The organism is Streptomyces sp. NBC_00663, from assembly GCF_036226885.1.
In the GTDB taxonomy this organism is placed as follows: Bacteria; Actinomycetota; Actinomycetes; order Streptomycetales; family Streptomycetaceae; genus Streptomyces.
In genome coordinates this window covers 1,591,550-1,605,384 of the sequence record NZ_CP109027.1, presented here as the reverse complement: position 1 = coordinate 1,605,384, position 13,835 = coordinate 1,591,550, and the positions used below count along the sequence as shown (strand labels likewise).

The 13,835-nt window shown below is 70.1% G+C and carries 9 protein-coding genes; 1 reads left to right on the top strand and 8 read right to left on the bottom strand.

Annotated elements, in window-relative coordinates; translation table 11 throughout:
- Nucleotide 1 precedes the first annotated feature (1 nt).
- Genes pgi through tkt form a run of 5 tightly spaced genes read right to left on the bottom strand, consistent with a single transcriptional unit; the run spans nt 2 to nt 7,390 of the window.
- Nucleotides 2-1,648 carry a glucose-6-phosphate isomerase gene (pgi, locus tag OG866_RS07335; protein ID WP_329332623.1) on the bottom strand — a complete coding sequence of 549 codons (1,647 nt, stop codon included), beginning with the start codon at nt 1,646-1,648 and terminating at the stop codon, nt 2-4.
- On the bottom strand, nt 1,641-2,579 hold the full coding sequence (opcA, locus tag OG866_RS07330) for a glucose-6-phosphate dehydrogenase assembly protein OpcA (protein WP_329332622.1): 939 nt from the start codon (nt 2,577-2,579) through the stop codon (nt 1,641-1,643). The genes pgi and opcA overlap by 8 nt, the downstream gene beginning before the upstream one ends.
- Nucleotides 2,576-4,144 (bottom strand): glucose-6-phosphate dehydrogenase, encoded by a 1,569-nt coding sequence (gene zwf, locus OG866_RS07325; protein ID WP_329332621.1) that lies wholly within the window; start codon nt 4,142-4,144, stop codon nt 2,576-2,578. Before zwf ends, opcA begins: the two co-directional genes overlap by 4 nt.
- Nucleotides 4,141-5,286: a transaldolase gene (tal, locus tag OG866_RS07320; RefSeq protein ID WP_329332620.1), complete on the bottom strand. Its 1,146-nt coding sequence runs from the start codon at nt 5,284-5,286 to the stop codon at nt 4,141-4,143. Before tal ends, zwf begins: the two co-directional genes overlap by 4 nt.
- A 19-nt stretch (nt 5,287-5,305) precedes the next feature.
- The gene (gene tkt / locus OG866_RS07315; RefSeq protein ID WP_329332619.1) at nt 5,306-7,390 is read right to left on the bottom strand and encodes a transketolase; all 2,085 of its coding nucleotides are present in this window, start codon (nt 7,388-7,390) and stop codon (nt 5,306-5,308) included.
- Nucleotides 7,391-7,550: 160 nt separating this feature from the next.
- On the opposite strand from tkt, the gene OG866_RS07310 reads away from it, so the two are divergent.
- The gene (locus OG866_RS07310; RefSeq protein ID WP_329332618.1) at nt 7,551-8,444 is read left to right on the top strand and encodes a helix-turn-helix domain-containing protein; all 894 of its coding nucleotides are present in this window, start codon (nt 7,551-7,553) and stop codon (nt 8,442-8,444) included.
- A 123-nt stretch (nt 8,445-8,567) separates the two neighbouring features.
- On the opposite strand, the gene OG866_RS07305 is transcribed toward OG866_RS07310, so the two are convergent.
- The 3 genes from OG866_RS07305 to OG866_RS07295 form a co-directional block, all read right to left on the bottom strand.
- Nucleotides 8,568-9,953, bottom strand: coding sequence for a glycoside hydrolase family 16 protein (locus OG866_RS07305; RefSeq protein ID WP_329332617.1), 1,386 nt, complete (start codon nt 9,951-9,953; stop codon nt 8,568-8,570).
- A gap of 169 nt (nt 9,954-10,122) precedes the next feature.
- A complete protein-coding gene (locus OG866_RS07300) occupies nt 10,123-11,358 on the bottom strand; it encodes a L,D-transpeptidase (protein ID WP_329332616.1) in 1,236 nt (411 codons plus the stop codon).
- 353 nt (nt 11,359-11,711) lie between these two features.
- Nucleotides 11,712-13,814, bottom strand: a complete 2,103-nt coding sequence (locus tag OG866_RS07295; protein ID WP_329332615.1) for an MMPL family transporter — start codon at nt 13,812-13,814, stop codon at nt 11,712-11,714.
- Between the last annotated feature and the right edge of the window lie 21 nt (nt 13,815-13,835).

Genomic DNA, 13,835 nt, shown 5'->3' with positions numbered 1-13,835 from the left:
TTCAGTGCACTTCCTTCAGTTCACGGTAAGCCGCCACCAAGGCGGCGGTCGAGGCATCGAGACCGGGGACGTCGGCGCCCTCGGTCAGCGCGGGTTCGACCCGCTTGGCGAGCACCTTGCCCAGTTCGACGCCCCACTGGTCGAAGGAGTCGATGTTCCAGACGGCGCCCTGCACGAACACCTTGTGCTCGTACAGCGCGATCAACTGGCCGAGCACGGACGGCGTCAGCTCACGGGCGAGGATCGTCGTCGTCGGGTGGTTGCCCTTGAACGTCTTGTGGACGACCAGCTCCTCCGGCACCCCCTCGCCCCGCACCTCGTCCGGGGTCTTGCCGAAGGCCAACGCCTGCGTCTGGGCGAAGAAGTTGGCCATCAACAGGTCGTGCTGCGCCTTGAGTTCGTCGCTCAGCTCGCCGACGGGACGCGCGAAGCCGATGAAGTCCGCCGGGATCACCTTCGTGCCCTGGTGGATCAACTGGTAGTACGCGTGCTGCCCGTTGGTGCCGGGCGTGCCCCACACCACGGGTCCGGTCTGCCAGTCCACGGGGCGGCCGTCGCGCTGCACCGACTTGCCGTTGGACTCCATGTCCAGCTGCTGGAGGTAGGCGGTGAACTTGGACAGATAGTGGCTGTACGGCAGCACCGCGTGCGACTGGGCGCCGAGGAAGTTGCCGTACCAGATGCCCAACAGGCCAAGAAGCAGCGGGGCGTTGGCCTCGGCGGGGGCGGTGCGGAAGTGCTCGTCGACGATGCGGAAGCCGTCGAGCATCTCGCGGAAGCGGTCCGGGCCGATGGCGATCATCAGGGAGAGGCCGATCGCCGAGTCGAAGGAGTAGCGGCCGCCGACCCAGTCCCAGAACTCGAACATGTTGTCCGGGTCGATCCCGAACTCGGTGACCTTGCCGGCGTTGGTCGACAGCGCCACGAAGTGCTTGGCGACCGCCTTGTCGTCACCGCCCAGGCCCTCCAGGAGCCAGGACCGGGCCGAGGTGGCGTTGGTGATCGTCTCGATCGTGGTGAAGGTCTTGGACGCGACGATGAACAGCGTCTCCGCCGGGTCCAGGTCACGGGTGGCCTCGTGCAGATCGGCGCCGTCCACGTTCGACACGAAACGGAGCGTCAGATCCCGTGCCGTGTACGGCCGCAGCACCTCGTAGGCCATCGCCGGACCGAGGTCGGAGCCGCCGATGCCGATGTTGACGACGTTCCTGATGCGCTTGCCGGTGTGGCCGGTCCACTCGCCCGAGCGCACCCGGTCGGCGAAGGCGCTCATCTTGTCGAGGACGGCGTGCACCTGCGGGACGACGTTCTCCCCGTCGACCTCGACCACCGCGTCCCGCGCCGCACGCAGCGCGGTGTGCAGGACCGCCCGGCCCTCGGTGAGGTTGATCTTCTCGCCGCGGAACATGGCGTCCCGCAGGCCGAACACACCGGTGGCGGTGGCCAGTTCCTGGAGCAGGGCCAGCGTCTCGTCGGTGATCAGGTGCTTGGAGTAGTCGATGCGCAGATCGCCCACGCGCACGACGTACCGCTCGGCGCGCCCGGGGTCGTCCGCGAACAACTCCCGCAGCTGCGTGAGCCCTTCGGCGCGGTGGTCCTCCAGAGCCGTCCACTCGGGGCGACGGGTCAACAGGGGTGAGTCAGACATGGGCGGGGGTCTCCTTGGCGCGGCCCTCGCCCCGCAGGGCGACGGCGTACATCTCGTCCGCGTCGAGGCGCCTGAGCTCCTCGGCGATGAGTTCGGAGGTGGTGCGGACCTTGAGCGCAAGGGTGCGCGGGGGCTGGCCCGGCAGGGACAGCGTGGCCAGCGGGCCCTCGGGGCGGTCGATGACGACCTCGCCGTCGGCGGTGCCCAGGCGCACGGCCGTGACGACAGGGCCCGCGGTGACGATCCGGTCGATCTTCACCTTCAGCCGCGCCTCCAGCCAGCGCGCGAGCAGCTCGGCGGCCGGGTTGTCGGCCTCGGCCTCCACCGCCCCCGAGACGATCTTGGCGCGGGCCTGGTCCAGGGCCGCGGCCAGCATGGAGCGCCACGGGGTGAGCCGGGTCCAGGCGAGGTCGGTGTCGCCGGGCGCGTAGGAGCGGACCCGGGTCTCCAAGACGTCGAGGGGGTTCTCCACCGCGTACAGATCGGTGATCCGGCGCTGGGCCAGCGCGCCCAGCGGGTCCTTCGCCGGGTTCTGCGGCGCGTCCACCGGCCACCACACGACGACCGGCGCGTCCGGCAGCAGCAGCGGCAGGACGACCGAGTCGGCGTGGTCGGACACCTCGCCGTAGGTGCGCAGCACCACCGTCTCGCCGGTGCCGGCGTCGGCGCCCACCCGGACCTCGGCGTCCAGCCTGGAGGCCTGGCGGTCGCGCGGGGTGCGGGCGTGCCGCTTGATGACGACCAGGGTGCGCGAGGGGTGCTCGTGCGAGGCCTCCTCGGCCGCCTTGATCGAGTCGTAGGCGTTCTCCTCGTCCGTGACGATCACCATCGTCAGGACCATGCCCACGGCCGGGGTGCCGATGGCGCGGCGCCCCTGTACCAGCGCCTTGTTGATCTTGCTTGCCGTGGTGTCGGTCAGGTCGATCTTCATGGCCTGCGCCAGCTCCGTCCGTCTCGTGCGAGCATCTCGTCGGCTTCCTTGGGTCCCCAGCTGCCGGACGCGTACTGCGCGGGCTTGCCGTGCCGTGCCCAGTACGCCTCGATCGGGTCGAGGATCTTCCAGGACTCTTCCACTTCCTGGTGGCGGGGGAACAGGTTGGCGTCGCCGAGGAGGACGTCCAGGATGAGCCGCTCGTACGCCTCGGGCGAGGACTCCGTGAACGACTCGCCGTAGGCGAAGTCCATCGACACGTCCCGGATCTCCATCGAGGTGCCCGGCACCTTCGACCCGAACCGCACGGTCATGCCCTCGTCCGGCTGGACGCGGATCACGATGGCGTTCTGCCCGAGCTCCTCGGTGGCCGTGGAGTCGAACGGGGAGTGCGGGGCGCGCTTGAAGACGACCGCGATCTCGGTGACGCGGCGGCCGAGCCGCTTGCCGGTGCGCAGATAGAAGGGGATGCCCGCCCAGCGCCGGTTGTCGATCTCCAGCTTGATGGCCGCGAAGGTGTCGGTCTTCGACTTGGGGTCGATGCCGTCCTCCTCCAGATAGCCGGCCACCTTGGCGCCGCCCTGCCATCCGGTCGCGTACTGCCCGCGCACGGTGTGCTTGCCGAGCTCCTTCGGCAGCCGCACCGACTTCAGCACCTTCAGCTTCTCGGTGAGCAGCGCGTCCGCGTCGAAGGCGATCGGCTCCTCCATGGCGGTGAGCGCCATCAGCTGGAGAAGGTGGTTCTGGATCACGTCACGGGCGGCGCCGATGCCGTCGTAGTACCCGGCGCGACCGCCGATGCCGATGTCCTCCGCCATGGTGATCTGTACGTGGTCGACGTACGACCGGTTCCAGATGGGCTCGTACATCTGGTTGGCGAAGCGGAGCGCCAGGATGTTCTGGACGGTCTCCTTGCCGAGGTAGTGGTCGATGCGGAACACCTGCTCCGGGTCGAACACGTCGTGCACGAGCGCGTTCAGCTCGCGCGCGCTCGCGAGGTCGTGCCCGAACGGCTTCTCGATGACCGCGCGCCGCCAGGAACCCTCCGGAGCGTCCGCCAGCCCGTGCTTCTTGAGCTGCTGGACGACCTTCGGGAAGAACTTCGGCGGTACCGAGAGGTAGAAGGCGTAGTTGCCGCTGGTGCCCCGGGAGGCGTCCAACTCCTCGACGGCCTCGGCCAGTTGCTTGAACGCCTGGTCGTCGTCGAAGTCGCCCGGGATGAACCGCATGCCCTCGGCGAGCTGCTGCCAGACCTCCTCGCGGAACTCCGTCCGCGCGTGCTCGCGCACCGAGTCGTGCACGACCTGCGCGAAGTCCTGGTCCTCCCAGTCCCGCCGGGCGAACCCGACGAGCGAGAAGCCCGGCGGCAGCATGCCGCGGTTGGCCAGGTCGTACACGGCCGGCATCAGCTTCTTGCGGGACAGGTCACCGGTGACACCGAAGATGACGAGCCCGGAGGGACCGGCGATGCGGGGGAGGCGTCGGTCGCGGGGGTCGCGCAGGGGGTTGTCCCAGTCGGGATCCAAGGCCTGCGAGACCTCGTCGATGGCGGGATTCTCGGTCATTCCGCGTCGCCCCCCTTGCTGTCCAGCGACTTCGAGACGGTGGCCAGCAGGTCGTTCCAGGCCACCTCGAACTTGGCGACGCCCTCGTCCTCCAGCTGCTGCACGACCTCGTCGTAGGAGATCCCCAGAGCCTCTACGGCGGCCAGGTCGGCGCGCGCCTGGGCGTAGCCGCCGGTGACGGTGTCACCGGTGATCCCGCCGTGGTCGGCGGTGGCGTTCAGCGTCGCCTCCGGCATGGTGTTGACCGTGCCGGGCGCGACCAGCTCGTCCACGTACAGGGTGTCCTTGTACGCCGGGTCCTTCACGCCGGTCGAGGCCCACAGCGGACGCTGCTTGTTGGCGCGGGCACCGGTGAGGGCGGTCCAGCGCTCGCCGGCGAAGACCTCTTCGTACGCCTCGTAGGCGAGCCGCGCGTTGGCGAGGGCGGCCTTGCCCTTGAGGGCGAGGGCCGTCTCCGAGCCGAGGACCGTCAGGCGCTTGTCGATCTCGGCGTCGACGCGGGAGACGAAGAAGGAGGCCACGGAGTGGATCCTGGAGAGGTCGAGGCCCTTCGCGGCGGCCTTCTCCAGGCCGGCGAGGTAGGCGTCCATGACCTCGCGGTAACGCTCCAGCGAGAAGATCAGCGTGACGTTGACGCTGATCCCGAGGCCGATGACCTCGGTGATCGCCGGGAGACCGGCCTTCGTCGCCGGGATCTTGATCATGACGTTGGGGCGGTTCACCAGCCAGGCCAGCTGCTTGGCCTCGGCGATGGTGGCGGCCGTCTCGTGGGCCAGACGGGGGTCGACCTCGATGGAGACCCGGCCGTCCCGGCCGTCGGTCGCGTCGTACACGCCGCGCAGCACGTCGGCGGCGGCGCGCACGTCGGCGGTCGTCATCATCCGTACGGCCTCGTCGACCGTCACGCCGCGCACGGCGAGGTCGGTGAGCTGCTCCTCGTACCCCTCACCGGAGCCGATGGCGGCCTGGAAGATGGAGGGGTTGGTGGTGACGCCGACGACGTTCTTGTTCTCGACGAGTGCGGCGAGGTTCCCGGACTCGATCCGCTTGCGCGACAGGTCGTCCAGCCAGATGGAGACGCCCTCGTCGGACAGGCGCTTGAGTGCTCCCGCGGTCGCGGTTGCTTCGGTCACAGTGATCATCTTCTTTCTGGCGGTCGGATCAACCACGCGCGGCGGCGAGGGATTCCCTGGCGGCGGCGGCGACGTGCTCGGCGGTGAAGCCGTACTCGGCGAAAAGGGTCTGGGCATCGGCGGAGGCGCCGAAGTGTTCGAGAGAGACGATGCGTCCTGCGTCACCTGTGAACCGGTACCACGTCAGGCCGATCCCGGCCTCGATTGCGACGCGGGCTCGCACGGACGGCGGAAGGACGCTGTCCCGGTACTCGCGCGACTGCTCCTCGAACCACTCCACGGACGGCATCGACACCACCCGGGCGCCGATCCCCTCGGCCTCCAGCTGCTCGCGTGCGGCCACGGCGAGCTGCACCTCGGAGCCGGTGGCGATGAGGACGACGTCCGGGACGTCCTTGGAGGACTCGGCCAGGACGTAACCGCCCTTCGCCGTGTCCGGGTTGGGGGCGTACGTCGGCACGCCCTGCCGGGTGAGGGCGAGGCCGTGCGGGGCGGGCTTGGTGCTGTGCCGCCGGAGGATCTCAGCCCAGGCGATCGCGGTCTCGTTGGCGTCGGCGGGCCGGACGACGTTCAGGCCCGGGATGGCGCGGAGCGAGGCGAGGTGCTCGACCGGCTGGTGGGTGGGGCCGTCCTCGCCGAGCCCGATGGAGTCATGGGTCCAGACGTAGGTGACGGGCAGCTGCATGAGCGCCGCCATGCGGACGGCGTTGCGCATGTAGTCGGAGAACACCAGGAAGGTGCCGCCGTAGATGCGGGTGTTGCCGTGCAGGGCGATGCCGTTCATCTCGGCCGCCATCGAGAATTCGCGGATGCCGAAGTGAACCGTACGGCCGTAGGGGTCCGCTTCGGGGAGCGGGTTGCCCTTCGGCAGGAAGGAGGAGGTCTTGTCGATGGTGGTGTTGTTCGAGCCGGCCAGGTCGGCGGAGCCGCCCCACAGCTCGGGGAGCACCGCGCCCAGCGACTGGAGGACCTTGCCGGAGGCGGCGCGGGTGGCGACGGACCTGCCCTCCTCGAAGACGGGCAGCGCGTCCTCCCAGCCCTCGGGGAGCTGACCGGCGACGACCCGGTCGAAGAGCGCGGCCCGCTCGGGCTGGTCCGCGCGCCACTCGGCGATCCGCTTGTCCCAGGCGGCGTGCGCCTCGGCGCCGCGGTCGAGGGCGCGGCGGCTGTGCGCGAGCACCTCGTCGGCGACCTCGAAGGACCGCTCCGGGTCGAAGCCCAGCACCCGCTTGGTGGCCGCGATCTCGTCCGCGCCGAGCGCCGAGCCGTGCGAGGCCTCGGTGTTCTGGGCGTTGGGGGCGGGCCAGGCGATGATCGTGCGCATCGCGATGATGGAGGGCCGCTCGGTCTCGTCCCGCGCGGCCTTCAGCGCCGCGTACAGGGTCGGTACGTCGATGTCGCCGTCGCCGGTGGGCTCGACGCGCTGGGTGTGCCAGCCGTAGGCCTCGTACCGCTTGAGGACGTCCTCGGAGAAGGCGGTCGCGGTGTCGCCCTCGATGGAGATGTGGTTGTCGTCGTAGAGGAAGACCAGGTTGCCGAGCTTCTGGTGCCCGGCGAGGGAGGAGGCCTCGGCGGAGACGCCCTCCTCCAGGTCGCCGTCGGAGACGATGGCCCAGATGGTGTGGTCGAACGGGGACTCGCCCTGCGCGGTGTCGGGGTCGAAGAGGCCGCGCTCGTAACGGGCGGCCATGGCCATCCCGACGGCGTTGGCGACGCCCTGCCCGAGGGGACCCGTCGTGGTCTCGACCCCCGCGGTGTGCCCGTACTCGGGGTGACCGGGCGTCTTGGAGCCCTGGGTGCGGAACGCCTTCAGGTCATCGAGCTCCAGCTCGTACCCGGCGAGGAACAGCTGTGTGTAGAGCGTGAGGGAGGTGTGGCCCGGGGACAGGACGAAGCGGTCGCGTCCGGTCCACTCCGGGTCCGCGGGGTCGTGCCGCATCAGCTTCTGAAAGATCGTGTACGCGGCGGGGGCGAGGCTCATGGCCGTCCCCGGGTGCCCGTTCCCGACCTTCTGCACGGCGTCCGCCGCCAGCAGGCGGGCGGTGTCGACGGCACGCCGGTCGAGTTCGGTCCATGCGAAGCCGTCCGCGCCGCCCGGTGTCTGCGTGCTCATCTGTGACCAGTCCTCTTCAAGAGTTCATGGATTCGTGCATCGTTCCTGGTGAGACGCGTTCGACTCTAAAAGTCAGACTTTTACGAGGGAAGGTCGAGGTGTGTCAGCCTGTGGTGAAAGTGGGACACGGGACGGCTTGATCGGGCGGCGTGAGAAGGACATGGCGGACAGAACACCCCAAGGCGGGGACGGTGACGGCATCAGAACGTTCCCCTTTCCGGTCGAACTGAGCGAGGGCGGCGTCGGCATGCAGGTCGGTCCGATGGGCCCGCACCGCACCTGGCACGCCGACGCCCCGCTGCACCGCGTCCACCGCATCGACTTCCATGTCGTGATGCTCTTCGACAAGGGCCCCGTCCGCCACATGATCGACTTCGCCGAGTACGAGGCGTACGCCGGCGACGTGCTGTGGATCCGCCCCGGTCAGGTCCACCGCTTCTCGAAGTTCAGCGGGTACCGCGGAACGGTCCTGACCATGCAACCGGGCTTCCTGCCCCGCGCGACGGTCGAGGCGACCGGCCTGTACCGCTACGACCTGCCGCCGCTGCTGCACCCCGACGCGGCGCAGTTGGCCGGACTGGGGGCGTCCCTCGCGCAGCTCCGCCGCGAGTACAAGGACACGGCGACCCTCCCCCTGAGCCTGCACACGGCCGTCCTGCGCCACTCCCTCACGGCGTTCCTGCTCCGCCTCGCCCATCTCGCGGCCAGCTCGCAGGAGGCGGCGCGGGGGCAGTCGGACACGACCTTCACCCTGTTCCGGGACGCGGTGGAGCGGGGCTTCGCCACGAACCACAGCGTCAGCGCGTACGCCGACGCCCTCGGCTACTCCCGCCGGACGCTCGTCCGCGCGGTGCGCGCCGCGACGGGGGAGACGCCGAAGGGGTTCATCGACAAGCGGGTGGTCCTGGAGGCGAAGCGCCTGCTGGCCCATACCGACCTGCCCATCGGGCGGGTGGGGGCGGCGGTGGGGTTCGCGGACGCGGCGAACTTCTCGAAGTTCTTCCAACTCCACGCGGGGCAGACCCCGGTGGCGTTCCGCGCGGAACTGCGCTGAGCCCGGCACGGCCACGGCGTGCGGGGCGCCGCGCCGGGTCGTCGGCCGGGGTCGGGTGCGGCCGGCCGTGTGTCCGTCCGTGAGGGGCCCGCGGGCGCGGTACCCCTCACGGACGCGGAGACGTCAGTGCCCGAAGTCGAACCAGTTCACGTTCACGAAGTCCGCCGGCTGGCCGCTCGTGAACGTCAGATACACGTCGTGCGTGCCCGTCACCGACGAGATGTTCGCCGGTACCGTCCGCCAGGACTGCCAGCCCCCGGTGTTGGCGAGGGCGAAGCTGCCGATGGGGGCGTTGGAGCGGCTGTCGAGACGTACCTCGACCAGGCCGCTGACCCCGCCGCCGGCACCGCTCGCCACCCGGGCGACGAACTGAGTGGCGGCGGTGGAACCGAAGTTGACGTTCTGGAAGAGCGCCCAGTCGCCGTTGGCCAGCGCGCCGATGTTCTGGCCGCCACCGGTGTCGGTGGTGGTCTCGGTGATCGTGCCCGACTGGCTGTTGTAGGACTCGGCCTGGATGGCGCTGTAGGCGTCCCGGCTGCCCGAGGGCGGCGGCGTGGTACCGCTCCCACTGGCCGACAGCACCTGGACGTAGTCCACGGTCATCGGCACACCGGACTGCGTGCCGCTGTCCAGGCCGCCGCCGAACGCGTCCGGGAAGGCGCCGCCCATCGCCACGTTCAGGATGACGAAGAAGCCGTGGTTGGTGGCGTTGGCCCAGGTCGTCGCGTCCATCTGGCTCGCGTTGACCGAGTGGAACTGGGTGCCGTCGACCAGGAACCGGATCGTCTCGGGGCTCACCGAGCGGTCCCACTCCATGGTGTAGGTGTGGAAGGCCGACTGACAGGTCGAGCCCGGACAGGCGACGTTGTTGCCGATGCCCGTCGTCTCGTTGCACGGGCCGCCCGGGTTGGTGCCGCAGTGCATGGTGGCCCACACGCGGTTCATGCCCTGGACGTTCTCCATGATGTCCAGCTCGCCGACGCTCGGCCAGTTCTGGTAATTGCCGCGGTAGGGCGCGCCCAGCATCCAGAAGGCGGGCCAGTAGCCCTCGGCCGCCGTGCCGGTGACGTTCGGCATCTGGATGCGCGCCTCGACACGCAGCTTTCCGCCGGAGGGGGGCTGGAAGTCGGTGCGGTTGGTCTCGATGCGGCCCGACGTCCACTTGCCGGCGGAGTCGCGCAGCGGGGTGATGCGCAGATTGCCGTTGCCGTCGAGCGCGACGTTGCTGGTGCTCGACGTCATCGTCTCGACCTCCCCGGTGCCCCAGTTGGCGGGGCCGCCGGGATAGGAAGTGCCGGTCGCGTACTGCCAGTTGGAGGTGTTGACGCCGGTTCCGGCGGAACCGTTGAAGTCGTCGAGGAACACCTGCGTCCAGCCCGAGGGGGGCGTGGGCGCGGAGGCGTTCGCGGGGAGGGTCGCGGCCGAGGCCACGGCCGCCGCCAGGCCGAGGGTGGCGAGGACGGCGACAAGGGCCCGTCGCCGTCTGGGTATGCCGGAGGATTCGCTCATGGGGGTGCCTCTCGGGTACGGAGATGAGTGCGCGGGTACCTTTTGAGAACCTTTGAGAGCGCTCTCAAAGTGGGCCCAATGTGCTCTCCGGCAGAGAGGCCGTCAAGAGTTAAAGCAAGGAAAGTCCTTTCGCTCCAGGCAAGTTCAGCTCATGAACGGCGCATACGTCCTAAACCGCGCTGCCCGCCTTCCAGTCCTCCCACGACAGGTTCCACCCGTTGAGCCCGTTCGCCGGATCGACCGTCTCCTCATCGGAGTTCTTGACGATGACGACATCGCCGAGCATCGAGCTCTTGTAGAACCGGTAGCCCGGCACCGAGCTGTCGTTCGCGCCCTTCGCGTCGTGCAGACCGACACAGCCGTGGCTGGTGTTCTGGCTGCCGAACACCGAGGTGGACGCCCAGTAGTTGCCGTGGATGAAGGTGCCGGAGGTGGTCAGGCGCTGGGCGTGCGGGACGTCGGAGATGTCGTACTCGTCGCCGAGCCCGACGGTCGAGGACTCCATCCGGGTCTCCTTGAACCGCTCGCTGATCACCATGATCCCGGACCAGGTGGTGTGGTCGGCGTCGCCGCCGGAGACGGGATAGGTGGCGTACGTCGCTCCGTCCCGCTTGACCACCATCTCCTTGGCGGACAGGTCGACGGTGCTGATCTGCGCGCGGCCGATGTGGAAGGTGACGTCCTTGGACTGGACGCCGTAGACACCGTCCGTGCCCTCCACGTCCTTGAGCCGCAGGCCGAGGGTGATGGTCGTGCCGGCCGCCCAGTACGTCTCGGGCCGGAAGTCGAGGCGGGTGTCGCTGAACCAGTGGCCGACCACCTCGACGGCCGGTTCGGCGGTCACCGTGATGGCCTTCTCGACGGCGGCCTTGTCGGCCACGGCGTGCGTGAAGTTGATCGAGACCGGCATGCCGACACCGGACGTGGAACCGGCCTCGGGGGTGAAGTAGCCGACGAAGGTCTCGCCGGGTGACCTGGTGGTGAAGGTCGCGGTCTCCGCGTCGGCGCCCTCGGCCTTCGCGGTCACCGTGTACTTCGTCCCCGAGTACGGGTTCTCCTTCGACGTCCAGGTGGTCCTCGCCTCGTCGAAGGAGCCCTCCAGCGTCGAGCCGTCGTTGCCGCTGACCTCGACGGACGCGAGGGTGCCGTCGGTCACGGTGACCTCGACAGGGCTGGTGAACGCGGCCTTCCTGCTGCCGTCGGCGGGGCTGACCGCGACGACCGGCTTCTTCGTCGCGGCGGACTTCGCCGATGCCGTCGCCGCGGTGTCCTCCGTGGCGTCGGCCGACCCGCTGCACCCGGTGAGCACCGCGGCGGGGACGACGCCGAGCACGGTGAGCACTCCGCGCCGCGACCACCTCTGCGACGGTTGGTCGGACCGGTTCGATATGTGCGAGACGCCCACGGCAGGCCTTCCTGAGATATCCGCCTTTGCGTGGGCATCCTGCGTCGCGCAGATGTGGTGATCCTTTGAATCACCGTGCCGCTCCCTGAGATTCCGGTGAGGACCCGCGCGGGGCAGGCCGCTACCAGAAGTCCAGGAACTCGAACACGGCGTCCATCACCCGGTTCCTGCGCCGGTGGGACTTGCTGCAAAAACTCCGCCGCCGCCACCGGCCGCGCGGCTGCTCGACCGGCGCACCGCACCATTTGCACGGCCGCGTGGGCCGTTCCCCCGTGTCCCCACCCATGACGAAAACTCTAGCCGCCCCAAGGGAAACGGGACCCGGCGTGAAAGCCGGGCCCCGTGCACCGCTGTCAGACGTTCGTCGGCACCCGGGGCGCGGCCGGCGCCTCCTCGCTCAGCCCGAACCGGTCGTGCACCCGCCGCAGCGGCCTCGGCGCCCACCAGGCGCGCCGCCCGAGCAGCGCCATCGTCGCCGGGACGAGCAGCATGCGGACGACGGTGGCGTCGATCAGCACGGCGAGGGTGAGCCCGAGCCCGATCTGGAGGATGGGGGAGAAGCCGCCCGTCATGAAGGCGCCGAAGACGACCGCGAGGAGCAGCGCGGCGCAGGTCACCACCCGGCCCGAGCGGCGCAGGCCGGTCACGACGGCCTCCTGGTCGTCCCCGCCGGCCCGCCGGGCCTCCCGCATCCGGGCCAGGATGAACAGCTCGTAGTCCATCGCCAGACCGAACGCGATGGCGATGATCAGCGGCGGTGCCGTCAGGCTCAGCGACCCGAGGCCCTCGGCGCCCAGCAGCCCGGACAGGTGACCGTCCTGGAACACCCACACCACCGCGCCGAGCGCGGCACCGAGGCTGAGCAGGGTCGTCGCGATGGTGCGCAGCGGGATCAGGACCGAGCCGGTGAAGGCGAAGAGCAGGACGAAGATGCCGGCCAGCACGGTCAGCGCGGACCAGGGCGCCCGGTCGGCGAGCATCGCCCGGAAGTCGACGAGCCGGGCGGCCGGGCCGGTCACCTCGACCGGCGCTGTTCCGCGCAGCTCACGGACCCGCTCCACCAGGCCGGTGGCCGCGTCCCCGTCCACACTGCCGGACGGCGGCAGCTCCACGACCGTGGTGCCGTTCGGCAGGTCCCGGGACTCGGCGCGCGGTGACAGGGCGCGGATCCGGTCGGCGGTCGCCGCGTCGGTGCCGGGCCTGAGGACGACGGTGACCGTGGCCACACCGGTGCCCGGCGGGAAGTGGGCGCCGACGGTGTCGTACAACTGCCGTGCCTCGGTGCTCGACGGCAGCTGCTGGGCGTCGCCGAGGTTGATCCGCATGCCGGTGACGGGCAGGGCGAGCACCAGCAGGGCCGGGACGATCACCGCCAGGACGGCGATGCGGTTGCGCGCGCAGAAGCGGGCCAGACGGGCGAAGACCCGGCCCTCCTCGCTCTCCGGCCGGTCCTTCGCGGGCGGGATCCTCCGGCCGAAGACGGTGAGCAGCGCGGGCAGCAGCGTGACCGCGGCGAGCATGTCGACGACGACCACGGCGGCCACGGCCAGGCCCATGCTGCGCAGGAAGACGCTCGGGAAGACCAGCAGCCCGGTCAGACTGACCGCCACCGTGAGCCCGGAGAACAGCACGGTCCGCCCGGCCGCGGCGACCGTTCGGTGCACGGCCTCCACCACGTCCTCGGTGGTCCGGCGCTCCTCCCGGAAGCGGACCAGCATCAACAGGGCGTAGTCCACGGCCAGTCCGAGGCCCAGCATCGTGGTCACCTGGATCGCGTACACGGAGATGTCGGTGACCGAGCTGAACAGGAACAGCGCCAGGAACGCGCCCGCGATGCCGCTCACCGCGATGACGAGGGGCAGCGCGGCCGAGCGCAGCCCGCCGAAGACGACGAGGAGCAGGGCGAGGACCACGGGCAGGGAGATCAACTCCGCGTTCCGCACGTCCTCCTGGGCCTTCTCGCCGATCTGGAGCCCCAGCAACGGGCCGCCGCTGACATGGACTTCGGGCGCGTCGATCTCCTTGATCCGGTCGGCCGCGTCGTCGACGGCCCGTTCCTCGGCATCGTCGCCGAGACCGCCCTTCAGCGCCACGGGGATGAGGAGCGCCCGCCCGTCCTCGGCGGTCAGACCGGGCGTCGTGTACGGGTCCGGTACGGCGGCCACGCCGGCGATCCCGCGTACGTCGGCGACCGCCTGCTCGACCTGGGCCCGCAGTGTGGGGTCGGTGACGGCGGTGCCCTCGACGACGGCGGTGATCGAGTCGCCGGACGGGTCGGCCCGGTCGAGATACTCCGCGGCCGCCTCCGACTCGGTGCCCGGCACCTCGGGCACGTTGTCCGACAGACGTCCGAACACGCCCGTGCCGAGCCCGAAGCCGAGCAGCAGGAAGAGCACCCACAGGGCGATGACGGTGAGCGGACGGCGTGTGGCCGTCCGGGCGAGTGTGGAGAGCACGGTCCCTCCCGGCGAGGCGTC

Coding starts and splice junctions, on each gene's coding strand:
- zwf (WP_329332621.1), bottom strand. CDS start 4,144: ATGACCGAGAATCCCGCCATCGACGAGGTCTCGCAGGCCTTGGATCCC.
- tal (WP_329332620.1), bottom strand. CDS start 5,286: ATGATCACTGTGACCGAAGCAACCGCGACCGCGGGAGCACTCAAGCGC.
- OG866_RS07310 (WP_329332618.1), top strand. CDS start 7,551: ATGGCGGACAGAACACCCCAAGGCGGGGACGGTGACGGCATCAGAACG.
- OG866_RS07305 (WP_329332617.1), bottom strand. CDS start 9,953: ATGAGCGAATCCTCCGGCATACCCAGACGGCGACGGGCCCTTGTCGCC.
- pgi (WP_329332623.1), bottom strand. CDS start 1,648: ATGTCTGACTCACCCCTGTTGACCCGTCGCCCCGAGTGGACGGCTCTG.
- opcA (WP_329332622.1), bottom strand. CDS start 2,579: ATGAAGATCGACCTGACCGACACCACGGCAAGCAAGATCAACAAGGCG.
- tkt (WP_329332619.1), bottom strand. CDS start 7,390: ATGAGCACGCAGACACCGGGCGGCGCGGACGGCTTCGCATGGACCGAA.